Annotated in this window: 22 protein-coding genes and 3 pseudogenes; 16 read left to right on the top strand and 9 right to left on the bottom strand. The window is 34.1% G+C overall.

The window, feature by feature from the left end; all coding sequences use genetic code 11:
- The first annotated feature begins 34 nt into the window (after positions 1-34).
- The 4 genes and pseudogenes from NKOR_RS10600 (at position 35) to uvrC (ending at position 6,377) form a co-directional block, all read left to right on the top strand.
- Positions 35-760: a DEAD/DEAH box helicase family protein gene (locus NKOR_RS10600; RefSeq protein WP_274513108.1), complete on the top strand. Its 726-nt coding sequence runs from the start codon at positions 35-37 to the stop codon at positions 758-760.
- Positions 757-1,989: a helicase-related protein gene (locus tag NKOR_RS10595; protein ID WP_274513107.1), complete on the top strand. Its 1,233-nt coding sequence runs from the start codon at positions 757-759 to the stop codon at positions 1,987-1,989. The genes NKOR_RS10600 and NKOR_RS10595 overlap by 4 nt, the downstream gene beginning before the upstream one ends.
- Positions 1,976-4,794 (top strand): annotated as a pseudogene (gene uvrA / locus NKOR_RS06535) (excinuclease ABC subunit UvrA). The gene NKOR_RS10595 and the pseudogene uvrA overlap by 14 nt, the downstream one beginning before the upstream one ends.
- On the top strand, positions 4,791-6,377 hold the full coding sequence (gene uvrC / locus NKOR_RS06530; protein WP_014963575.1) for an excinuclease ABC subunit UvrC: 1,587 nt from the start codon (positions 4,791-4,793) through the stop codon (positions 6,375-6,377). Before uvrA ends, uvrC begins: the two are co-directional and overlap by 4 nt.
- Positions 6,378-6,396: 19 nt before the next feature.
- Here uvrC and NKOR_RS06525 read toward each other — a convergent pair whose 3' ends face one another.
- Positions 6,397-7,029: a plastocyanin/azurin family copper-binding protein gene (locus NKOR_RS06525; RefSeq protein ID WP_014963574.1), complete on the bottom strand. Its 633-nt coding sequence runs from the start codon at positions 7,027-7,029 to the stop codon at positions 6,397-6,399.
- A 296-nt stretch (positions 7,030-7,325) separates the two neighbouring features.
- Positions 7,326-7,673 carry a hypothetical protein gene (locus NKOR_RS06520; RefSeq protein WP_014963573.1) on the bottom strand — a complete coding sequence of 116 codons (348 nt, stop codon included), beginning with the start codon at positions 7,671-7,673 and terminating at the stop codon, positions 7,326-7,328.
- Positions 7,674-7,749: 76 nt separating this feature from the next.
- On the opposite strand from NKOR_RS06520, the gene NKOR_RS06515 reads away from it, so the two are divergent.
- Positions 7,750-7,956, top strand: coding sequence for a hypothetical protein (locus tag NKOR_RS06515; RefSeq protein ID WP_012215483.1), 207 nt, complete (start codon positions 7,750-7,752; stop codon positions 7,954-7,956).
- Positions 7,957-7,958: 2 nt separating this feature from the next.
- Here NKOR_RS06515 and NKOR_RS06510 read toward each other — a convergent pair whose 3' ends face one another.
- Entirely contained in the window at positions 7,959-9,122 is a 1,164-nt protein-coding gene (locus NKOR_RS06510) for a citrate synthase (RefSeq protein ID WP_014963571.1), read from the bottom strand.
- Between the two features lie 119 nt (positions 9,123-9,241).
- Here NKOR_RS06510 and NKOR_RS06505 point away from each other — a divergent pair, with 119 nt between their 5' ends.
- Both NKOR_RS06505 and NKOR_RS06500 read left to right on the top strand, forming a co-directional pair.
- Entirely contained in the window at positions 9,242-9,433 is a 192-nt protein-coding gene (locus NKOR_RS06505) for a hypothetical protein (RefSeq protein ID WP_014963570.1), read from the top strand.
- A gap of 47 nt (positions 9,434-9,480) precedes the next feature.
- Positions 9,481-10,661, top strand: a pseudogene (locus tag NKOR_RS06500) (DHHA1 domain-containing protein).
- 33 nt (positions 10,662-10,694) lie between these two features.
- On the opposite strand, the gene NKOR_RS06495 reads toward NKOR_RS06500, so the two are convergent.
- The 4 genes from NKOR_RS06495 to NKOR_RS06480 form a co-directional block, all read right to left on the bottom strand.
- Entirely contained in the window at positions 10,695-11,063 is a 369-nt protein-coding gene (locus NKOR_RS06495) for a PPOX class F420-dependent oxidoreductase (RefSeq protein WP_014963568.1), read from the bottom strand.
- A gap of 157 nt (positions 11,064-11,220) precedes the next feature.
- Positions 11,221-11,418 (bottom strand): hypothetical protein, encoded by a 198-nt coding sequence (locus NKOR_RS06490; RefSeq protein ID WP_014963567.1) that lies wholly within the window; start codon positions 11,416-11,418, stop codon positions 11,221-11,223.
- 41 nt (positions 11,419-11,459) lie between these two features.
- Positions 11,460-11,915: a RidA family protein gene (locus tag NKOR_RS06485; RefSeq protein ID WP_014963566.1), complete on the bottom strand. Its 456-nt coding sequence runs from the start codon at positions 11,913-11,915 to the stop codon at positions 11,460-11,462.
- A 27-nt stretch (positions 11,916-11,942) separates the two neighbouring features.
- Positions 11,943-13,103, bottom strand: coding sequence for a TrmB family transcriptional regulator (locus NKOR_RS06480; RefSeq protein ID WP_014963565.1), 1,161 nt, complete (start codon positions 13,101-13,103; stop codon positions 11,943-11,945).
- A gap of 177 nt (positions 13,104-13,280) precedes the next feature.
- On the opposite strand from NKOR_RS06480, the gene NKOR_RS06475 reads away from it, so the two are divergent.
- The 5 genes from NKOR_RS06475 to carB all read left to right on the top strand — a co-directional run bounded on the left by NKOR_RS06475 (position 13,281) and on the right by carB (position 19,979).
- Positions 13,281-13,817, top strand: a complete 537-nt coding sequence (locus tag NKOR_RS06475; protein WP_014963564.1) for a hypothetical protein — start codon at positions 13,281-13,283, stop codon at positions 13,815-13,817.
- Positions 13,814-14,305: a hypothetical protein gene (locus NKOR_RS06470; RefSeq protein WP_014963563.1), complete on the top strand. Its 492-nt coding sequence runs from the start codon at positions 13,814-13,816 to the stop codon at positions 14,303-14,305. Before NKOR_RS06475 ends, NKOR_RS06470 begins: the two co-directional genes overlap by 4 nt.
- A gap of 10 nt (positions 14,306-14,315) precedes the next feature.
- Positions 14,316-15,509, top strand: coding sequence for an AAA family ATPase (locus tag NKOR_RS06465; protein ID WP_016939276.1), 1,194 nt, complete (start codon positions 14,316-14,318; stop codon positions 15,507-15,509).
- A gap of 62 nt (positions 15,510-15,571) precedes the next feature.
- A complete protein-coding gene (gene carA / locus NKOR_RS06460; protein ID WP_014963561.1) occupies positions 15,572-16,732 on the top strand; it encodes a glutamine-hydrolyzing carbamoyl-phosphate synthase small subunit in 1,161 nt (386 codons plus the stop codon).
- Between the two features lie 4 nt (positions 16,733-16,736).
- The gene (gene carB, locus NKOR_RS06455; protein WP_014963560.1) at positions 16,737-19,979 is read left to right on the top strand and encodes a carbamoyl-phosphate synthase (glutamine-hydrolyzing) large subunit; all 3,243 of its coding nucleotides are present in this window, start codon (positions 16,737-16,739) and stop codon (positions 19,977-19,979) included.
- Between the two features lie 3 nt (positions 19,980-19,982).
- On the opposite strand, the pseudogene NKOR_RS06450 reads toward carB, so the two are convergent.
- Positions 19,983-20,731 (bottom strand): annotated as a pseudogene (locus NKOR_RS06450) (metallophosphoesterase).
- Positions 20,732-20,765: 34 nt separating this feature from the next.
- Here NKOR_RS06450 and NKOR_RS06445 point away from each other — a divergent pair.
- Positions 20,766-21,068 carry a hypothetical protein gene (locus NKOR_RS06445; protein WP_014963558.1) on the top strand — a complete coding sequence of 101 codons (303 nt, stop codon included), beginning with the start codon at positions 20,766-20,768 and terminating at the stop codon, positions 21,066-21,068.
- Positions 21,069-21,116: 48 nt separating this feature from the next.
- Complete coding sequence (locus tag NKOR_RS06440) at positions 21,117-21,368, top strand: hypothetical protein (RefSeq protein WP_014963557.1); 252 nt, start codon at positions 21,117-21,119, stop codon at positions 21,366-21,368.
- A 2-nt stretch (positions 21,369-21,370) separates the two neighbouring features.
- Here NKOR_RS06440 and NKOR_RS06435 read toward each other — a convergent pair whose 3' ends face one another.
- Positions 21,371-21,670, bottom strand: coding sequence for a hypothetical protein (locus tag NKOR_RS06435; RefSeq protein WP_014963556.1), 300 nt, complete (start codon positions 21,668-21,670; stop codon positions 21,371-21,373).
- A gap of 89 nt (positions 21,671-21,759) precedes the next feature.
- On the opposite strand from NKOR_RS06435, the gene NKOR_RS06430 reads away from it, so the two are divergent.
- Positions 21,760-22,053: a V-type ATP synthase subunit F gene (locus NKOR_RS06430; protein WP_014963555.1), complete on the top strand. Its 294-nt coding sequence runs from the start codon at positions 21,760-21,762 to the stop codon at positions 22,051-22,053.
- 40 nt (positions 22,054-22,093) lie between these two features.
- Positions 22,094-23,122 carry a zinc-dependent dehydrogenase gene (locus tag NKOR_RS06425; protein ID WP_014963554.1) on the top strand — a complete coding sequence of 343 codons (1,029 nt, stop codon included), beginning with the start codon at positions 22,094-22,096 and terminating at the stop codon, positions 23,120-23,122.
- Positions 23,123-23,158 lie beyond the last annotated feature (36 nt).

Raw genomic sequence — 23,158 nt, 5'->3', positions numbered from 1 at the left:
CCATTGCTTTAAATTCAGTTTTCAGGGATTGTACATGTTGGAACAAACAACTCAATTTGAATTAGCATCTGAGTATGTACCTACAGGTGATCAGCCTCAGGCAATTGACCAATTAGTTCAAGGTGTTAAAAACAAGACTGTTCAGACATTATTGGGAGTTACTGGTAGTGGTAAGACATTTTCTGTTGCAAATGTTATTGCAAGAACAGGCAAAAATACTCTAGTCATATCTCATAACAAAACTCTTGCTGCCCAACTGTATTCAGAACTAAAACAATTCTTCCCAAAAAACAATGTTGGATATTTTGTTTCATATTATGACTATTATCAACCTGAAAGTTATCTTCCTCAAACTGATACCTATATTGAAAAAGATACTCAAATTAATGAAAAAATTGAAAAACTAAGGTTGGAGGCAACTGCGATGTTGCTTTCAGGTGAGCCTACAATAATCGTCTCAACTGTTTCGTGTATCTACTCTCTTGGAAATCCACAAGATTGGGAAGACTTAGCAATCACTGTTAATTCTGGTGATGAGATTAAACGAAATGAACTCATTAGACAATTAATTGATGCTAGATATGAAAGAAATGATACTGAAGTGGCCCCTGGAAATTTTAGGGTAAAAGGTGACACTATTGACATTACTCCTGCATATTCTGAAGATCTTATTCGAATTTCTATGTTTGGTGATGAAGTTGAAAAGATCTCTATACTTGATCATGTTTCATTAAAAGAAAAAAGAAAATTAATCAAATGAAGATTTTTCCTGCAAAACACTATCTTATTGCAAAAGATGTTAGAAAAAAGGCAGTACAATCAATTAAAGATGAACTAAAAAAACGTCTACCTGAATTAAACGAATTAGAAAAACAAAGACTTGAAATGAGAACAAAATATGATTTGGAAATGATTGAGGAATTAGGATATTGCTCTGGAATTGAAAACTATTCTCGACATTTTGATGGACGTAAACCTGGAGAAAAAGCATTTTGTTTGATGGATTTTTTTGGAGATGATTATTTGCTGGTAATTGATGAATCTCATGTTACATTACCACAATTACATGGAATGTACAAAGGTGATCATTCTCGTAAAAAAGAATTAGTTACTTATGGATTCAGACTACCCAGTGCATATGATAACCGTCCATTGAAATTTGAAGAATTTGAAAAGTATATTCAAAACACCATATTTGTTTCAGCAACTCCTGCCGACTATGAGAAGAAAATTTCTACGCAAATTGCAGAACAACTTGTCAGACCTACTGGATTGTTAGACCCTAAAGTCGAAATTAGGCCTACAAAAAACCAAATGGATGACCTAATACAAGAAATCAACAAAAAAGTAGCAAACTCTGAGCGTGTTTTGGTCACCACTCTGACTAAAAGGATGGCCGAAGATTTGGCTGAATATCTATCTAAAAAACAAGTACGAGTGCGATACATGCACTCTGAAATCGAAGGGTTGCAGAGAACAGAGTTAATACGACAATTGCGTCTTGGAGAATTTGATGTTCTAGTTGGAATAAACTTGCTTAGGGAAGGGTTGGATATACCTGAAGTATCACTAGTTGCCATTTTGGATGCTGATAAGGAAGGCTTTCTTAGAAATTTTACCAGTTTGATTCAAACATTTGGTAGAGCTGCAAGAAATGAAAATGGAAATGTAATCATGTATGCTGATAATATTACTAACTCTATGAAAAATGCAATGGATGAAACCAAACGTCGTCGAGAAAAACAAATCAAATACAACAAAGATCATAACATTACCCCAAAGACAATCATCAAATCTGTTCCAGAACAGGTAACAACACTAGATGATTCAAAATTAAAATCAACACATGATATTGCAGCTGATATTATTGATTTGGAATCTCAGATGAAAAAATATTCTGAAGAATTGGACTTTGAACGTGCAATTGAGTGTAGGGATAGAATAAAAAGACTGGAAAAGGAGATTCAACTAAAAAATGACCGAAAATAAATTAAAAATTCGTGGTGCGCGTCACCATAATCTGAAAAATATTGATATTGATATCCCCAAAAACAAATTAGTTGTAATTAGTGGATTGTCTGGTTCTGGAAAATCTACTTTAGCATTTGATACAATTTATGCTGAAGGCCAGCGACGATATGTTGAATCCCTTTCTGCATATGCTCGCCAATTTTTAGAAATGATGGATAAACCTGATGTCGATTCAATTGAAGGTTTGTCTCCTGCAATTTCAATACAACAAAAAACTACTAGCAAAAATCCCCGTTCCACTGTAGGAACTACTACTGAAATCTACGATTACATGAGGTTGCTTTATGCAAGAATTGGTATCCCCTATTGTACTAATTGTGGACGAAAAATCTCAACACAGTCAGTCGAGACTATTTGTGATTCTGTTCTAAGAGAATTTTCCGGAAAAAAAATCCTAGTTTTATCACCTATTATTCAAAGGAAAAAGGAACATATGAAAAATTATTTGAACAAATCAAAAAGGATGGATATTCTAGAATGCGCCTAAATGGTGATATTTTGAGCCTAGATGAGGAGATTCCTCCACTTGACAGGCAAAAATGGCACAATATTGAGATTGTAGTAGACAGAATTACTACTGAAAAATCAGAGCGCTCAAGATTATTTGAGGCTATACAGACTGCAATCAAGGCATCCAAAGGAGATGTCATGATTGCATCTGAGAAGGATGAAAAAATTTTCTCTCAAAACAATGCTTGTCCTTACTGTGGGTTAACTGTAGGTGAATTAGAACCTCGAAATTTTTCTTTTAATTCACCATTTGGTTTGTGCAAAGAATGTAACGGTCTTGGTGTTAAAATGGAATTTGATCCTGACTTGGTTATTCCAGATAAAACAAAATCCATTTTGGATGGGGCAATTGTTCCTTGGAGTGGAAGATTTTCATCATTTAGGCGACAAGCATTAAGAGCAGTTGGAAAAAAGTTTGGCTTTGACTTGATGACTCCTATGAATAAAATAAAATCAAAACACCTACAAATTATTTTGTATGGAACCGATGATTTAATTGACTTTAACTATCGTTCAAAATCCGGGGACTCGTCATGGCAATATACCAATGCCTTTGAAGGAGTTTTATCTAATCTTCAACGTGTTTTTATGGAAACTGATTCTGAATCAAAACGTGAATGGTTAAAACAATTCATGAGAGATACTCCATGTAATGCTTGTAATGGAAAAAAACTCAAACCTGAATCTCTTGCCGTTAAAATTAATGATAAAGGAATTATGGATGTTTGTGATTTATCAATTGATCATTGTTATGATTTCTTTTCTACATTAAAGTTAACTGAAAATGAACAATACATTGCAAGAGATGTTCTAAAAGAAATTAAAGAACGACTTGAATTTTTAATGAATGTTGGTTTGAATTATCTTACACTGAATCGATTAAGTTCAACATTGTCTGGCGGTGAATCTCAAAGAATTAGACTTGCCACACAAATTGGTTCTAATCTTACTGGTGTCTTGTATGTTCTTGATGAACCTACTATTGGTCTTCATCAAAGAGATAATGCAAGACTAATTAAAACGCTAAATAAGCTACGAAATCTGGGAAATACAGTAATTGTAGTGGAGCATGACGAAGAAGTTATACGAAATTCAGATTGGATGGTTGATTTGGGTCCCGGGGCTGGAGTAAATGGTGGAAGTGTAGTTTTTGAAGGAACAGTCAATCAAATACTTGATGGCCACAAATCTGTGACTGGTGATTATCTTAAAGACAATTCGTTAATTACATTGCAAGACAAAATTCGAAATAATTCTGGCTCTCTTGTCGTGCAAAAAGCATCTGAAAATAATCTTAAAGACATTGATGTTGAGATTCCTTTGGGTCTTTTTGTATCTGTAACTGGAGTTTCAGGTTCTGGAAAATCCACTTTAATTAATGATATTTTGCTCAAGGCATTAGAAAACCATTTTTACAAATCTAATGTAAAGCCTGGAAATCACAAAAAGATTGTTGGTTTGGAAAATATCGATAAAGTTATTGCAATTGATCAATCTCCAATTGGACGAACCCCTCGTTCAAATCCTGCAACATACATTGGTGCATTTACACCTATTAGAGAATTATATGCAAATACTGAATTATCAAAAGAACGTGGATACGCACCTGGACAATTCTCATTTAACGTTGCAGATGGAAGATGTTTTGCATGTGATGGTGATGGAGTAAAACAAATTGAGATGCAATTTCTTTCTGATGTTTATGTAAAGTGTGATGAATGTAAAGGAAAACGTTACAATTCTGAAACTTTATCTGTTCTATACAAAGGAAAAAATATTTCTGATGTTTTGGATATGACTGTATATGAGGCTCTGAACTTTTTTGAAAATGTTCCTGCTATCAAACGAAAATTACAAACAATTTTTGATGTCGGATTGGGATACATTAAGCTTGGACAATCCTCTACCACTCTGTCTGGAGGTGAGGCTCAAAGAGTAAAATTAGCCTCAGAATTATCAAAACGAGGCACTGGAAAGACAATGTATATTCTAGATGAGCCTACAACTGGACTTCACTTTGCAGATGTACAAAAATTACTGGATGTTCTTAATCGATTGGTAAATCTTGGAAACACTGTTGTAGTAATTGAACACAATATGGATGTCATCAAAAATTCAGATTGGATAATTGACTTAGGTCCTGAAGGTGGAGATGAAGGCGGCAGAATAGTTGCTACTGGTACTCCAAAAGACATTGCAAAAGCTCCTGGAAGTTATACTGGAAAATATCTCAAAAAACTAGTGAAAAAATGACTTTTGATATTTCTAAGATTACAATTCCTACTGATCCTGGCATCTATTTGATGAAAGATTCTGATGGAAAAATAATTTACATTGGAAAAGCAAAAAATCTCAAAAAGCGTGTAAAGTCATATTTTTTAAAAAATCAAAACTACAAAACACAAAAACTAGTTCAAAATATTTCTGATATTGAATTTGTTCTGACTGATAATGAAAGTGAAGCATTTCTTTTAGAATCAAATATGATCAAAAAGTATCGTCCAAGATTTAATATTGAATTAAAAGATCAACAACGATACACCTACCTTAGAATTTCTGATGAAAAATACCCTAGGTTGTTGGTTGCAAGACGTACTAGGGATGGAAAATTCTTGGGCAAGGGAAAAACTTTTGGCCCGTTTACTCAGGGTAGTTCTAAATTACTTACAATAGGTGCATTACGTAAGGCATTTCAAATTAGAATTTGTAAAACTCTGCCAAAAAAAGTCTGCCTTGAATATCACTTGGGAAACTGTGAAGGCCCATGTGAATTTAAGGCTGCTCAAGACCGATACTCAAAACATGTTGCTGCCTTGGAAGAAGTGCTTAAAGGAAAAAATCAAACCAAAATTTTTACCAAAAAATTAGAAGAAGAGATGCATCAGGCAGCTGATCTGCAACAATTTGAGCGTGCAAAAGACATCCGTGACACCTTGATTCGACTAGGTAGTCTCCAAACAAAACAAAAAATGGAGTATGTTGAAAATTCTGATGAAGAATATTTTGGTATAGGGATTCAAGAACAATCTGCCACTGTAATGAATTTTAGAATGATCAATGGTGTGATTCGAGATAGCGACAAATTCTTTTTTGATTTAGTTGGTGATAATTCTTTTTCAAATTTTCTTTATCAATACTATTCTACACATAAAATCCCAAAATTCATTATTGTTAGTGAACTTCCTGAAAATCAAAAACTTTTAGAATCTTTACTTTCGGAGCAAGCTGGGTTTTCTGTAAAAATTTCCACTCCTAACAAAGGTAAGAAAAAAGATATCATGAATCTGATTCTAAAAAATATCAAACTTATCCATTCAAAAGGAGGTGAACCTGGACTAGCTGAACTAAAAGAAATTCTCAATCTTCCTGAAACACCAAACATCATTGAATGTTTTGACATTTCAAATCATGGTGAAGACTTTGCTGTAGGATCAATGGCTAGGTTTGTTGGAGGTAAACCACACAAATCAGGATATAGAAAATTCAAAATTAAAACAGTATCTGGTAGAGATGATTTTGCCATGATTGGCGAAGTCATTAAAAGAAGATATTATAGATTATTAGAAGAAAATTCTGAATTACCTGATTTGGTGGTAATTGATGGTGGTAAAGGACAACTTAGTGCTGCTACAAAGTCTTTACAGTCACTTGGTCTGAAACTTCCTTGCATCTCTTTGGCAAAAGAAAATGAAGAAGTTTATGTTCCAAAAAACAAAAAACCTGTTATTATTGCAAAAAATAAACCTTCTTTGAAAATTTTACAACATGTTAGAGATGAGACTCATAGATTTGGTGTGGCATATAACAGAACTATAAGAAAAAATCAGATAAAATAAGAAAAAAGGAAAATTTTGGTTAGTTCACTTGAACGTTTCCAACCATCCATGGATGTACCATACAGAAGTAATCATAACTTCCTGCATCATTGAATGTGAATGAATAAGATGCTGAACCCATTACTAGACTGCTGTCAAAGACACCAGATGGTCCATCTGCTGGACTTCCGCCAGTAACTGTGTGTGCTGCTGTGTCTCCATTAACCCATTCTACTGTGTCTCCAGCAAATATTATGATGTCTGCTGGTAAGTAACATGCGTTAGTTTCTTCACATCCTGGAACTGAAGTTCCTGCTGGAATGTTAACTGTGTGAGTTTCTGGACCTGGTGCGTGTTTTTCAGTCTCTTCTTTGATAGTTTCACCTATGTCTTCAACAACTTCTTCAGCTTCTTTAGCTATGTCTGAGGTTGCTTTTTCAGCTTCTTTCATCACTTCTTTAGGATTTTCTTTTACTTTAGCTGCAATATCTGCAAATGGATCAACAACTTCTTTTGTTGCTGATGTCATTTCAGATGCTGTGTCTTTTACAATCGTAGGTGTATTTACTGCAATGCTTAGATCTTGACCTGATTGACCTGCAAATGCTATAGCTACTCCTATGACTACAATCGCAATTGACCATCCAATTGCAGCTTTGTCTATACCTGCCATAATTGATCTCAAATTCGATGTATACTAAATAAATCTAGTCTTCATTATTACTGAAATATTTTTTATTTTCCGTTTTCAAAATTTGATATTTGATTTTTGTTCAAATTTTTTCAAATTTTCTGAAAATTCATTGAAAATTCCACATGATCGCTCTAATGCAACATTGACTATTGTCAATGAAGTTGAACAATTATTTCTTTTATGATTCTATAATGTAATAACATCATACAACGCAATTGAGCTGTCACCAAGTAACTACTCGTTTTTGGTCTTAAGCTCTTTTGCATTTTTTCTGATTACATTAATTCAAATTTTATTTTTAATTTTCTTTGCGAAATTAATTGTTTTATGAATTGCATTCTCTTTTTGATAAAATTATCATCTGGTTCTTGATTAGATTCAAAATGATCAATCAATATTTTTTCGTTACATTTTACTTTGATACTGTCTTCATTTTTTATGATGAATGTTCCAATTGCCCAAAACAAACCCACATGAAATGCAATGTATTTTGATTGTAAATCTGTCACTTTGTTTTTGTACATTTGAACATGTTCTCTATCTTGTTTAACAACAGAATCACTAGTTTCTACAGTCCATGAAATTTTTTCGCTATTTCCATCAAAATAAAAAATATGGTTCAATTGTCATCCAAAAAGTGGTTCTTTGTCAATATATTTTGAATCCCCCACTTATGATCAAAGATTGAAAGGTGTAGTTATGCTTGAATCTCACGCCTTCTTTTCAAAAATGGTCGATGAATTAGTAGAATTTTCTGAATATGATCCTGAATTAGCAGATGGAATAAAGTGGCTTGATGAACAGGCACAAAAAAAAGGAATCACATTTTATGATATGGTTTTTGAAGTGTTGTACAAACATGATGTAAATTCTAAAGCTAAAGATTGGCTTAGTACAAGAAACTAAAATTATTTTCTCAAGTCTAGTGTTTTGTATTCACAACCCTCTGGACCGCAATATTTTCCAACATACGTTGCTTTTGGTCTGTATAGTGCTGGTTTTGGTGCAGCTTCTGCAAACTTTTCTTCTATAATATGGGCTGCCCATCCGACAACTCTGGATATTGCAAAAATCGGTGTATTCAAATCAACTGGAATTTTTAGCATATAGTAAATTGATGCACTATACAAATCCACATTTGGATAGATATCTTTTCCTTTTTGTAATTTCATTTCAGAAATAGTTGTTGTTTCAATTTTTTCTGTCATGTCAAACCATGGCTCTTTAGTTTTTTCAGCAAGTTTTCTTGATAATTCTTTTAGTACTTGTGCTCTAGGATCATATGTTCTATACACTGCATGACCCATTCCCATGATTCTTTCACCTGCTCTCATTTTTTCTTTAATCCAAGGCTCAACTTTTTCAATTTCTTGAATTTCCAATAACATCTTCATGACTTCTGTGTTAGCTCCTCCGTGTAATTCTCCACTTAATGCTCCTATTGCGGCACTGGCTGCTGAATACATGTGAGCCCTTGTTGATGCAACCTGTCTAGCTGTAAATGTTGATGCATTGAATGTGTGGTCTGCATGCAAAATTAAACATACATCAAAAATCTTCTCTACTTCAGGATCTGGTTTTTCTCCTGACATCATATACAGGAAATTTGCTGCATGGCTTAGAGATGAATCAGGGTCTACAATTGGTAATCCGTTTCTAATCCTCTGCCAACTTGCGATTATTGTAGGTACCTTGGCAATTAGATTGATTGCCTTTTCATAACTTGCTTCTTTATTTGAAAACTCTTCATCATAATATCCTGCAAGTGCTGAAACAAATGCCTGAAGCATGTCCATAGGATCGGCATCTTTTCTCCAATTTCCCATGTTTTTTTGCATCTGTTTTGGAATGTACCTTGCCTCAACAAGTTTTGAATTAAATTCGTCTAGTTGAGCTTTTGTTGGTAGGTTGTCATACAGCAGTAAATACGCTGTTTCCTCAAATGTTGAATTTTTTGTAAGATCTAAAATATCAAATCCTCTGTAAATTAACTTGCCTTTTTCACCATCAATGTTTGAAATTCTTGTATCTGCAACCTCTATTCCTCTCAAACCTATGTTTTTTGTCTCCATACTAAGCCTAGCAAAAATTCTTCTATTATATTTTAGCTAAAACGGTGTCTATGAAATTTAGTAATTAGTCTAATATACCAACTTTTGACCCTAAATGAGAATTTTTAATCAAAAATTAAATGACTCCTGATGAGCGTAAAAATTTGCAAAAACTTGATGATCTAGTACTTAATGCATCTGATGATGAATTGAAAAAAATTCAAGAAATTGATCATCAAAACCAGATGGAAGGTCTTTCCCTTTATGAAGTATATCTTGATTCAAGTTCTCTGATAAATCAAAGTATCAAAAAACCATCTAGAAAATCTTAGCATCATTCTTCATTTAAATGAGGGATTGTAATTTTTCTTGATGTTGGCTGCATCAAAAAACAAAGAAATCTGTTACCAAAAAAACAACTGCAAAAAAAACACCTAAAAAAACAACTGACAAAAAAAACACCTAAAAAAACAACTGACAAAAAAACAACCTAAAAAACAAAACTGCAAAAAAAACACCTAAAAAAACAACTACAAAAAAAACATTAAAGCGTACTAAAGTAATTTGTATTTCTCATAAAGAAGATGCTGACGGTATTAGCTCTGCAGCATTAATTCGACAAGCATTTGGTGGTGATGCAATATTAGTAGACTATCCAGGACAAATGGAAGCATTACAACAAGTAGTTAACGATGAAAAACTAAAATCATTATACATTTGTGATTTGGGTCTAAGTAAAAAGACTCAAGATGAATTTATTGATATTATGAAATCTTTGAGAAAAAATAAGGTCTCCATTACCTATATTGATCATCATGATATTGATCCTGATGTTGTAAAATCGCTACAAAAAATCAAAGTCAAAGTGATCCATGACATAAATGAATGTACTACTGTTCAAGTTTACAATGCCTTTAAATCAAAATTAAATGAACATGCAACTTTTGTTGCAACATGTGCTGCCATTACTGATTATATGGAAGATAGACCATTGGGTGCAAAATTACTTCAAATGTATGACAGACAATTTGCACTCATCAGTGCTACTGTTTTAACCTACAATATTGTAGGTCATCAAAAGGAACCTGATTATCTATTATACTTGGTAGAGGAATTAGCCGAATCTAAATTCCCTCATGATATTCCCAACACCTTTGAGTTTGCACAAATTCAAGTCGAGAAACTTTCTCAAATGATTGCCAAAGTAAAAGCAGGTATGAAAACCATGAAAAATCTTGGATACATGGAGATTACTGATGCTGGTGCTAGTGGTGCTGTGAATTTTGTAATGGGCTTATCTGGCAAAGATGTAGGTGTTGCATACAAAGAAAGAGTTGATCATGGAATCTATGCAGTTTCAGTTCGTGGTTCTAAAAATTGTAAAGTTCATTTGGGAAAAATTGTTAATGTGTTAGCTACCGATCTTGGCGGCTCTGGTGGTGGACATGATAAAGCATGTGGTGCAGTGATACCAAAACCAAAAATAAAAAATTCGTTACAGAATTAAATAAAAAATTAAATAATTATTGTAAAATATCTGGGATTTTTTTAGTATTTTGAAATTCTTGCGTGTCTGATAAAACTAAATACCATTCATTTTATTTTAATTGAAAATGCCAACAGTTCTCCTTTGCTTTTAGTCAAGAATTTTGCCATTTTAGAAAAAAACCCATATTTTTTGTCTCTTCTCTTTATTGCATCTTTGGTTTTTTCAGCATCTAAAATTTCTACAGTTCCTGAAAACCACTTTCCTTTAATGTCGCCCTTGATTGTATATGTTGCAATTTTAACTTGAGTGTTGTTTTTAAGTCGCTTTACCTTTCCTGTTTGAACCCGAGTCACCACAAAAATTTGATTGTCCTTAATTGTAAACCATACTGGAGTTCTGACAGGGGTTCCATTTTTCTTATATGTCTCAACTGAGATATATTTTTCAGATTCTATTTCTTCTAAATACTTCAATAGGCGGTCTTGGTATTTGAATCATTTAGGTTTATTCCTGAGTCATCTCATCAATTTTTTTATCTGTCTGTATGCTAGAACTGGAGGTATGCAATAGGGACATCCTATTTGGGAAATTGAACAGCAGCAGTAACATTGACATTTTCCTTTTTCATGACTACATTCTTGGCAAGTCATGTTTCTTACTTCTGGCCCTTGATCTTAATCTTGTTTTGCAACATGGACATGTGTGTTCTTCTGTAAGAAAAAATATTGCACACAGAGAGCACCATTTTTGTCCGATTTTGTAACGAAGGTTATTTCTAAATGAAGTTGATTTTGCTCTCTCGCATAATCCTTTACACATCTGAACCATGATGAATTTTCTTTGAAAATGTATTTAAGAAAATTTCCAAATCATTCAGAAATCTCAACTATTGCATCAATCTCAGTCATTGAGTCAAGTGGTAAACTTGCAACTCCTACTGCAATTCTTGAATGTTTTCCATTGTCTCCAAAAACTTCAAACATCAAGTCTGATGCAGGATTAATCACTTTTGGTTGTTGGGAAAATTCTGGAACTGAATTTACAAATCCTGACAGCCTTACAACTCTTGTTACTTTATCCAAACTTCCAACCTCTCTTTTGATTTGGGCTAGTATGTTTATGGCACAACTTTTTGCTGATTTCTGAGCAGTTTCTAGATTGTCATCAGAAACTTTTCCTGTATATGCTACTTTGCCGTTTTCTAGTGGAATTTGACCTGATATGAAAAGTAAATTTCCTGTTTTGATGGCTGGAATATAATTTCCTGCAGGAACTGGTGCTTCTGGTAACTCTATTCCTAATTCTTTGAGTTTTTCTTCAGACAATACGATTTTGCGTTTTTTAGTCTGATTTTAGTTTTTACTTATTTTGATGTGTACTTTTTCGCCTTTGTTTGAGTTGTTTTGGAAAATTTTTCTTGTTTTGTATCCTTGTTTTTGTAGACAATTATCCAAAACTGAAACCCATGGCAAAGAATGACCACTATTTAGCTTTGATTCAACTGTGATGTTTTTTGTGTTTGCCTCAAAATTCACATGTCCTGAACATGTAATCTGTAATACTGCATCCATCATTTCAATAATATCATCTAGTGACTTTGATTTTAAAGAAACACCATTTTTTTCTAATAGTTTGAATAAATCAAATTCTGGTTTTTTTGAAAACATTGTAGAGTTTAGAATATGTGTCAACCCTATCTCGTTTATTGTTTTGATAATTTTGTAAATTTCTTGTGCCTCTACTTTTGTCATGTCTGCAAGTGCTTTTGTTTTTGTTGCATTTTTCCAAACCTGTGAAAACACTTTCTCCTGATTCACTCCAAGAATATCTGTTGATGAAAATACTGCTGCTTTGCCATTGTCATTGTTTATCATTAGTAATTCTGTTTCATCAAAAATAAAACAATTCTGTGTAGTATCTGAAGCTCTGATTTCTATTCCATCTGGAATTGCTCTGTATGATTCTGAGCAGATTTGTGCTGGTGAAACTAATACCTTAACGTCTAAGTTTCGACGTAAGACTGACACTAGCTGTTCTTTACATTCTGCCAATAATCCAAAACCCCATTGATCTGCCATAATTTTGATTGATGATTTACTTCCTTCAATCATGGTTTGAAGTTGCTCTAATACGTTATTTGCACTAATGTGAAAATATCTCTTCTCTTCTGATCCTCTTGATTTTCTACTTTCTTCACTTGCCTTTTTGAGGTTTGATACTAGTGAGTTCATTGCATTTACTTTGTTAATTTGCTCATGAATAATTCCATCAAATGCATCTTCAGGAGCAATAGCTGTACACATTATTGGCTTACTTTTTGAGATTATTGCCAGCTTCTTGTTTTCAAGTTTGAGTAAAGTTGGATAAATCTTGGTTCTTGGTATTTCTGAATAATATGCTAATTCTCCTGCTGAAATTGTACCTTTAGCAATTAATGCTACATATGCTTGTGCTTCATATTTACTCAAGCCAAATTCTTCAAGGCTAACTGTTAATGCGTGCTCATTGACCATGATTATGGTTAATTTGTTATTAGGTAAAATTGAGAGCTAAATTCCTTTACACAAATACTCAAAAAAAATCAAAATTGTATCTACAGACAGGTGTAACTGTGGTTACTAAATTAATTGTGACATCGTCCTCAAATACAAAATCTAGAGAAAACCATCATGTCGGTTAAGTGTGTGAGGATGGATAATGAAAATATTTCTCATTCTGTTACATTGACTCCTAGATTGGATTATTCTACTTCTTTACTTGATGAGATTGTGTCTGTTATTTCTCAAAAAAGAGATGCTTTGAAACAATCAAACAAAGATTTGGTTTTTGATTTTGATGAGACAAACAAGACGCATCTTCAAGCAATTGAGATTGAACGAATAATGGCGTTTTCACTTGAGATTTTAACTATTGCAAAAAGAAAGACTAAAAGCATTACAAACATTCAATCCATCCCTAAGGTTTTGCCTTCTTCTATACCTCTTATTCGAACAATTAGTGCCCAACTCTATGAATTGGTTCCTGATTCTAGCCAAAAACTCTCAGAACTTTCTGTCCATTTAGGTAGTATTGTACTTGATTCCGCAGCTCTTACTCACGCTAGCTTTGATTTTAGTCAATCAAACACTGAATCTTCAACATTGCTTGATAAAGTAAAATTGATGGTGGACTCTAAAATAAGTAAGCAGTATCCTAATGTTGATTTTTTTAAATTATGTAATACTTGAATGTATTAAACTCTAAACGTGATTTTACAAGAGACTTAGAACGTATAAAATCACTTTCATCTAAAATTGATAAGAAAATTTCTGAAGCCAAATCTTCTGATGACAAAAACATTGAAAAATTAACCCTAGAAGAACTACAAGATTTAAACAAGATTGTAGGAATTGCAGATTTCTTGTTAGTCAAACATGCTGATAAAAAAGAGATGCGTTCGATTCTCAAGTATTTTGTGTCTGTAATTTCAGATGCAGCTGGTTCTATTGAAGACTTGGATGATGAAATCTCTGAACTGATAATGTCCGCTGAGGATTCTATTAGCAAGGTAAAGGGAATCCATGTGGATATCTCAGAAAAATCTGATTTTAAGAGCAAATATCATGACGGTCCTGAATATAATGAACATGAAACAAGTGCAATTAATTTAACCAATTTTGCTACAGAGATTAACACTGTAGGATACCAACAAAATTCTCTAGAGAATACTGCGTAGGTAATATGAGATGAGTATGGCTCCCCAAGAATTAGAAAATACTGCAAGCAAATATGCCTCTGAGGCTATCAAGTTCGATTCTCAAGGCGCTCGTGGCATGGCAATTGCTCATTACCAACATGCAATTGATGCTTTGGTAAAATTACTGCAATTATATCCTACCAGTAAACTAAACCAAATTTACAAAGAAAGATGTAACTCTTATCATAATAGAATCAATGCATTACAACAGGCACATGGTGTTGAGCCTGCAGTGGATCCTAAAGCTTCTGAAGAAGAACAAAAGAAATCTGTTCAAAGACAAGAAAACGAAAATGATTTTGAAGAATTAATCATGAAAGAAAAACCAGATGTAACTTGGGACCAAGTTATTGGTTTGGATGATGCTAAAAGCGCATTACGTGAATCTATTGTTTATCCAACTAAAAGGCCTGATTTGTTCCCATTGGGATGGCCTAAAGGAATGTTACTTTATGGGCCACCTGGAACTGGTAAAACAATGCTTGCAGCTGCCACGGCAAACGAAATGGATGGGTATTTCATCAATGTTGATGCATCTTCTATGATGAGCAAATGGTTAGGTGAGGCAGAGAAAAATGTTTCAAAATTATTCTCTATGGCAAGACAATATGCTGAAAAAGAAGGCAAGCCTGTTATTTTGTTTGTAGATGAAGTTGACTCTCTGTTGGGTTCTAGAAACAGCGAAGTTGGCGGAGAAGTTAGAACCAAAAATCAATTCCTAACTGAGATGGATGGTGTAAATGGTAAAGGGAAAGATTTGATGATGTATGTAATTGGTGCCACAAACAAACCCTGGAGTCTTGATTGGCCTTTCCTCAGAAGATTCCAAAAGAGAATTTATGTATCATTACCAACACAAGCAGCACGAGAAAATCTATTCAAACAATACACTGCTAAACTAAATAAAGACTACAAAGTTAATCCCTCTGAATTAGCAAAACTATTTGATGGTTACAGCGCTAGTGACATCAAAGACATATGTCAAGCTGCTCAGATTAAAACAGTCCATGAGATTTTCAATGCTCCTGATTATCATGAACCAATTGAGGGTGAAGAACCAGTTCAACCAAGAGAACTCACTACAGCTGATTTCAAAGATATCATGGCAAGAAGAAAACCAAGTGTTTCAACTGAAATGATTCGTGCATATCACAAATGGAGCGAAGAGTTCCAAGCACTATAATCAAATTTTTGCGATCAAAAATTCTATTTTCAAATCCACATAAAACTTAAATTCGCTTTCTTGTGGACTTTACGAGGGTCACAATTACTACAAAGAAATCAATCCACGCAAACAAGTATGGAAAGCTGATCTTTGATGATGGGACTGTTTTTGATGGCGAAGGCTTTGGCTATTCTACAACTGTTTTTGGTGAAATTGTCTTTAACACTGGAATGGTTGGATATACTGAAGCGTTAACTGATCCTTCTTACAATGGACAAATTTTGACACTAACTTACCCTCTAGTTGGAAATTACGGTGTTCCCGATCCAACTATTGCTGATGAAGATGGTATACCCAAATTCTTTGAATCTGACAAAATGCAAATTAGAGGCTTGGTGGTACATGAACTATCCCTTACTGCAAGTCATTGGAATCTATCCCTGACTCTTGATGAATGGATGTATAATGAAAAAGTACCTGGAATATCTGGTGTCGATACAAGAGATATCACAAAGAAACTTCGAAGCAGCGGTGTCATGATGGCTGCTCTTGTAGTTTCAGATGAAGAGATTGATGTTGATAAAGTCAAAAAAGAGTTGGCAGCAGCTGCTGATTACAATACAGAGCAATTCATGGATTCTGTTTCAACAAAAACTGAAAAAATCTATGGTGATGAAAATGACACAGTTGTTGTAATTGACACTGGCGCAAAAAATGCAATTGTTAGAAATATTCGAGAACTTGGATACAAAGCAATTGTTGTACCATGGAACACATCTTATGAAAAAATAATGTCTTACAATCCAAAAGGTGTTGTTCTTAGTAGTGGTCCTGGTGATCCACAAAATTGTCCTGCAACAATTGATACTGCCAAACAATTAATTTCAAACAATATTCCAACACTGGGAATTTGTTTAGGTGCTCAAATAATTGGACTTGCAGGAAACACTGAAACTTACAAACTAAAGTATGGGCACCGTGGTCAAAACAAACCATGTGTGAACTTGGAAACAAATCAAGTTTATGTTACTAGTCAAAATCATGGATATGGAATAACACCTGAATCTTTGGAAAAATCAGAATTTAATTTATGGTTTACAAACGCAGATGATAAAACAGTTGAAGGAATCAAACACAAAACAAAAAATTGTATCGCAGTACAATTTCATCCTGAAGCTGCACCTGGACCCTTTGATTGCAAGTATGTTTTTGAAGAACTCAAAAAATTAATGGAGAAATAAAAAAATGCCAATAAATGAATCTTTGAAGAAAATTCTTGTACTTGGTAGTGGAGCAATCAAAATTGGCGAAGCTGGAGAATTTGATTACTCTGGAAGTCAATGCCTCAAAGCAATTCGTGAAGATGGACTCAAAAGTGTATTAATCAACCCAAATATTGCAACAATTCAAACAGATACAAGATTTGCAGATCAAGTGTATCTTTTACCTGTAACCCCCAAGTATGTTGAATCTATAATTGAAAAAGAAAGACCTGATGGAATCATGTTGGCATATGGTGGACAAACTGCTCTAAACTGTGGTGTCAAACTAGAAGAAGCTGGCATCCTCCAAAAATATGGGGTAAATGTTCTTGGAACTCAGGTACAAGGCATCAAAAATACTGAGGATAGGCAACTTTTCAAAGACCAAATGACTGAGGCAGGTGTTCCTGTGCTCAAAAGTAAGACTGTAACAAACTTTGATGATGCAAAAAAGATAGCAGAAGAACTATCATACCCTGTTATAATTCGAGTAGCCTATACTCTTGGTGGACGTGGTGGTGGTATTGCCCACAACGAGATTGAATTACATGAGATTGTTGAACGGGGTCTAAAAGCAAGCCTAGTCGGTCAAGTACTAATTGAAGAATACATTGGCCATTGGAAACAAATCGAATATGAAGTAATGCAAGACTATGATGGCAATAATGTAATTGTGTGTAATATGGAAAATGTTCTTTCTATGAAGGTGCATACTGGTGATAATATTGTAGTTGCACCGTCACAAACAATTGATAATCACGAATATCATATGTTACGTTCAGCAGCACTGCGTGCAACAAAACATGTTGGTATTGTTGGTGAATGTAACATACAGTATGCATTAGATTCTGATTCAGACAGATACGTTGCAATTGAAATAAACCCGCGCCTTTCACGTTCATCAGCTCTTGCAAGTAAAGCAACAGGATATCCACTTGCATACATGTCTGCAAAGATTGGTCTAGGTTACAATTTATCTGAACTTGTAAACCGAATTACCAAAAATACAACTGCATGCTTTGAACCATCGCTTGATTATGTTGTTTGCAAACATCCAAGATGGGATTTTTCAAAGTTTGAATTAGTAAATCGAAGACTGGGAGTTACAATGAAATCTGTTGGAGAAGTAATGGCAGTTGGCCGAACCTTTGAAGAATCATTACAAAAAGCAATCAGAATGCTTGATATTGGAAATGATGGACTTGTTTTGAATCGTGCAAATGGAAAAACATACACCGAAGAAGAAATTGAAAACAAACTTTCACATCATGATGATCAAATCCTGTATAATGTTGCAATTGCTCTGAAGATGGGACTCTCTGTTGATAAAATCTATGACCTATCTGCAATTGATCCTTGGTTTATTGAAAAAATACAAAATATTGTTAACACTGAATCTCATCTCAAAGAATCAGAACTTGATGAATCTATGATGTGGGAAGCAAAAAAGATGGGCTTCTCAGACAAGCAGATTGCTAGGGTCAAAGAAAAGACTCCTGATGAAATACGTGAAATACGCAAAAAACTAGGCGTGATTCCTGCCGTAAAACAGATTGATACACTTGCTGCTGAGTGGCCTGCAGTTACAAATTACCTCTATCTGACTTATGGTGGAAATTCTAATGATATTGATGTGCCTAAAGACGAGAAAGGAATCATCGTGCTAGGTGCAGGTCCATATAGAATTGGAAGTAGTGTGGAGTTTGATTGGGGAACTGTCAATATGGTATGGGGTCTGCAAGAAAATGGCGAGAAAAATGTTTCAGTTGTAAACTGTAATCCTGAAACTGTTTCTACCGATTATGATATCTGTACAAGATTGTACTTTGAAGAACTGACTCAAGAAAGGATTCTTGACATTATAGAATTTGAAAATCCCAAAGGTATCATTACTTGTGTTGGTGGTCAGACTGCAAACAATTTAACTCCTGGTCTTGCACAAAAAGGAATCAACATTATGGGAACAAGTGCAATAGATGTTGACAGAGCTGAAGACCGCTCAAAATTTAGTGCAGAACTTGATAAACTTCACATACAGCAACCAAAATGGCAAGCATTTTCCAATCTCAATGAAGCAAAAAACTTTGCACAAGAAGTTGGATTTCCTGTAATTGTTAGACCCTCCTATGTTTTATCTGGTGCTGCGATGAAAGTTGTTTGGTCTCAAGATGAACTAAAAACATATGTTAAAGACGCAACAGACGTTTCTCCTGATCATCCAGTTGTTATATCTAAATTCATGTTAAATTCACTTGAAGTAGATGTTGATGGAGTAAGTAACGGAAAAGAAGTTGTAATTGGCGCTATAGTTGAACATATTGATTCAGCTGGAGTTCATTCTGGTGATGCAATGATGTGTATTCCGCCATGGCGTTTAAACAACAAAATTATCGAAACCATTAATGAATACACAAAAAAGATTGCATTGACATTTAATATCAAAGGTCCATTTAATCTACAATTTCTGATTCATGATGACCATGTTTATGTGATTGAACTCAATATTAGGGCATCTCGTTCAATGCCTTTTGTATCGAAATTGGTAAAAACCAACCTGATTTCACTTGCATCCAAGGCTATTTTAGGAAAACCTCTTCCCAAAATTCCTGAAAACAAATGGCAAAAGATCCACAACTATGGAATTAAGGTACCGCAGTTTTCATTTATGCAATTGGATGGTGCAGATATTACTCTAGGAGTTGAAATGCAGTCAACTGGTGAGGCTGCATGTTTTGGTAACAGCTTTTATGATGCACTATCAAAAGGCCTGACTTCGGTTGGATATAATCTCCCTGAAAAAGGAACTGCCCTTGTTACTGTTGGTGGTACTACAAACAAGGAAAAACTTTTGCCAACTATTGCAAAACTCAAACAGTTAAAATTCAAAATTTTAGCAACAGAACATACTGCAGAATTCTTTGAAGAAAAAGTTGGTGACGTTGAGATAGTACACAAGATATCGGAACCGGAACGAAAACCAAACATATCTGATCTACTCTATGAGAAAAAAATTGATTTTATTATTAACATTCCAAGCACCCTGTCTTTAGAAAAATATGTTGGAATGCTTGATGATGAATATCAGATTAGAAGAAAGGCTTTGGAGTTAGGAATACCTGTTCTTACTACTCTAGAATTAGCGGATTCTTTTGTCAAGACACTGGAGTGGTTACAACATAATGAAACAACAAAAGATCCTATAGAACCATATGATCCTGTTGAATGATTATCATAAGACTTGATCAATAATTGATTCATTTCCGATAATAGTTCCATCAAGTGTAACAATCCTTGCTTTTGCAACTGATTTTATTCTGTCAATTATTGGAGAAATTGATTTTTTGTATTTTTTTCTATGAGTTGCATAAAAGTACTTGTTAAATGAGGGAATTATTGTAATTTCTAATTCTCCGGATTTATTTGGAAACATCATCTCTTTTTCTATTTTCATTGAAATCCAAACTCTTTGTCCATTTATTATGGAACCTTCTTGAAAAAAAACTGGATGAACATGCCCCATAATTATTCTATCCACATGAGAGAAATTCTTAGATGGCATTGTGTGCCCGTGAGTTAGTAATGTGTTTTCTTCAACCATTCCAGTTGAACTTATCATTGTTATTCCCTCTGGGACTAATTTCTGAATATTTGCGTCATGATTTCCAGGAATTAATATCACGTCACATTTTTCCTTAATTTTTTCAAAAAATAATGGAACCTCATCCCATTCGTTTTTTGAGATAACTTTAACACTTGACTTTACATCTCCTAGCAAAATCAGAGAGTCAGGCTTTTCAGACTCTATTATCTCTGTTAATTCTTGAATTGTTTGTTTAGTTGTTGAATTTTTGCCAATAAAAATTTCATTTGATGCCATACTACTTTCAAATCCTATGTGTAAATCTGTAATTACTAGTTGTTTTTTTCTCCTTCCAAAAGTAATGCTGGTTTTGATGGTATGATTCTCATTTGCAGCATCAAAGTTATACTGCAGATATGTGATTAAACCCTTGTGAACAAAGAACATGATAGAATAGAATCTCTGGTTTCTGAAAAGCGAGTAAAACTCCATGTTTTTGAACCCAGTCAAAGGAAAATTTGGACTGTTGTCGGTAAGGGAGAAGAACATTGGGTTGATCCTGATGGTGTTTATTGTTCTTGTCCTGGGTTTTATTTTGGAAAATTAAATGGAAAAGAGACATGCTATCATTTGGATTCTGTAAAACTTGCTCAAAATCAAAAAAAAGTAGAAGAAATCATTTTTTCTGACGATGAGTTTTCTGATTTTCTTTCAGGATTACTTTCAGATCTGTAATGATCTTTTGCTAGAATGTATTAATAAGCAGAAAATTTATTGACAATCATGGATGAGGAGCAACAAAATTCTGAAATTGAAAAAATTGCTAATCTAATGGTTCATGACGGTGTCTCCCTTGATGAACAAGATCCTGTAAAACTAGAGAAATACAAGAACCAAATTAAAGAAGATTGCAATCTAAATGATGACGATGCAATGAAATTGGTTTATGAGACTCTGTTGTTTAGAAAACTAAAAAGTTCAGATTCTGGAGACCTATTAGACAAAGGTTCCGATTTTGGTGCTGGATTTAGTTGAGTTTATTCTAATGGAATAGACTCGATATCTTCTTGTGAAACCCCTTTCCAAAGTCCTATCATTCCCTCTGGCTCTACTTCTTCAACCTTGGTTATTTGTTGAATCTTGATTTGATCCGGTGTGGGTGGTCTCCATAACATTGCCATGTAATCCCCTACATTTCCTACTTTGTTTGGTGAGGCCATTGTTATTTTTTCAGCTGCAAATCCTTTTGCAGTAAGTGCATTTGTTGCCTTTTCTCTAAGATCCATTTTTCCATGTAAGAACAGATAGACATCTTTTTGAGCATCGATTTCTGCCATGAAATTACTAATTTTTTAAACTAAATCAATCTTTCCTGATCTAATCTCTTCCAAAAAGGGTTAAATTAGAATGGGCAAGAATTGAATCTGTGAAAATATTCACTGTAGGAAGCAAATCGTTTGTAACTAGTTTTCAATTAGCTGGCGTTCCAGGTATTATTTCAGAATCTCCTCAAAAGGCTTTAGATGACATTAAGAAACTAACTGATGATTCTGATGTAGGGCTAGTTTTGGTAAGTGATGATATTACAGAATCAATTAATGACGAATTAACTGCATTAAGAGCTGAAAAAGATACTTTGGTATTTGCACTACCTGCAACTGGCAGTGAAAAATCTGAAGTTGATTACCGGGTAATGCTGAAAAAGATTCTTGGTGTTTAATTTTTTAATCTACTTATACTCATTTTCCTAAAGTCAAATCATGAAAACTGCATCTGTTAAAGAACCTGCAATAATTTCTGTTACTGAGACAGAAAATCCTTCTTTAGAGTCTGGCGATATATTAGTTCAAATGCATGCATGTGGAATCTGTGGCTCTGATTTGGAAAAGGTATTTGGCCAATATGGGCAACCTTCTATGCGTTTAGGACATGAACCTTCTGGTGTAATTGTTGATGTTGGTTCTGATGTAACTGAATTCAAAAAAGGCGACAGAGTGTTTACTCACCATCATGTTCCTTGCTATGACTGTCATTTTTGCAATCATGGTAATGAAACAATGTGTAAAAAATACTATGAAACTAATCTGTCTCCTTGTGGTCTATCTGAACAATTTGTTGTTCCTGCATGGAATGTTTCTCATGGTGGAGTCTTAAAAATATCTGATTCCTTAAGTTTTGAAGAAGCTGCAATGATTGAACCCCTCGCATGTTGTGTTAGGGCTTGGACAAAATACAATCATCAGGAAGGTGACAGTGCTGCAATCTTTGGTGTTGGCCCTACTGGAATGATGCACGTTATGTTAGCTCAAGCAAAAAAATTCTCAAAAATTTTCTGTTTTGATGTAAATGATTTTAGATTAGATTTTGCAAAAAAATTCAATATTACTGAATCTATACATTCTGCAGATGATTCACGTAAACAAAAAATTTTGGATCACACTGATGGGAGAGGTGTTGATGTCGCAATAGTTGCAACTAGTAGTCTTAAGGCTCTTGAAGATGCCATTGATATGGTCAGAAAGGGTGGTGCTGTAATGATGTTTGGTGTTCCTTCAAAAGGAGCAAAAATGGATTTGGATATGAGTAAAATATATTCAAAAGAAATTATGCTTGTTACTAGTTATGCAGCATCTGATAACGACACCAAAGAAGCACTACGTCTTATAGAATCATCTCAAATCGATGTTAAACAATTAATCACACATACATATCCAATCACTGATACACAAAAGGCATTTGATCATGCACGAAGTGGTGAAAATGCTATGAAAATAATCATAACAAAATGAGAAAGGCTTAAGAAAGGCATTTTCAGATTCGAAAAG

The organism is Candidatus Nitrosopumilus koreensis AR1 (assembly GCF_000299365.1).
GTDB lineage: Archaea > Thermoproteota > Nitrososphaeria > Nitrososphaerales > Nitrosopumilaceae > Nitrosopumilus > Nitrosopumilus koreensis.
This window is presented reverse-complemented; position numbering and strand designations above follow the sequence as displayed.

Bases quoted from the DNA above. Each gene is read 5' to 3' on its own strand.
- NKOR_RS10600 (WP_274513108.1), top strand. From the start codon at position 35: ATGTTGGAACAAACAACTCAATTTGAATTAGCATCTGAGTATGTACCT.
- NKOR_RS10595 (WP_274513107.1), top strand. From the start codon at position 757: ATGAAGATTTTTCCTGCAAAACACTATCTTATTGCAAAAGATGTTAGA.
- uvrC (WP_014963575.1), top strand. From the start codon at position 4,791: ATGACTTTTGATATTTCTAAGATTACAATTCCTACTGATCCTGGCATC.
- NKOR_RS06525 (WP_014963574.1), bottom strand. From the start codon at position 7,029: ATGGCAGGTATAGACAAAGCTGCAATTGGATGGTCAATTGCGATTGTA.
- NKOR_RS06515 (WP_012215483.1), top strand. From the start codon at position 7,750: ATGCTTGAATCTCACGCCTTCTTTTCAAAAATGGTCGATGAATTAGTA.
- NKOR_RS06510 (WP_014963571.1), bottom strand. From the start codon at position 9,122: ATGGAGACAAAAAACATAGGTTTGAGAGGAATAGAGGTTGCAGATACA.
- NKOR_RS06505 (WP_014963570.1), top strand. From the start codon at position 9,242: ATGACTCCTGATGAGCGTAAAAATTTGCAAAAACTTGATGATCTAGTA.
- NKOR_RS06490 (WP_014963567.1), bottom strand. From the start codon at position 11,418: ATGGTTCAGATGTGTAAAGGATTATGCGAGAGAGCAAAATCAACTTCA.
- NKOR_RS06480 (WP_014963565.1), bottom strand. From the start codon at position 13,103: ATGGTCAATGAGCACGCATTAACAGTTAGCCTTGAAGAATTTGGCTTG.
- NKOR_RS06475 (WP_014963564.1), top strand. From the start codon at position 13,281: ATGGATAATGAAAATATTTCTCATTCTGTTACATTGACTCCTAGATTG.
- NKOR_RS06465 (WP_016939276.1), top strand. From the start codon at position 14,316: ATGAGTATGGCTCCCCAAGAATTAGAAAATACTGCAAGCAAATATGCC.
- carB (WP_014963560.1), top strand. From the start codon at position 16,737: ATGCCAATAAATGAATCTTTGAAGAAAATTCTTGTACTTGGTAGTGGA.
- NKOR_RS06440 (WP_014963557.1), top strand. From the start codon at position 21,117: ATGGATGAGGAGCAACAAAATTCTGAAATTGAAAAAATTGCTAATCTA.
- NKOR_RS06435 (WP_014963556.1), bottom strand. From the start codon at position 21,670: ATGGCAGAAATCGATGCTCAAAAAGATGTCTATCTGTTCTTACATGGA.
- NKOR_RS06425 (WP_014963554.1), top strand. From the start codon at position 22,094: ATGAAAACTGCATCTGTTAAAGAACCTGCAATAATTTCTGTTACTGAG.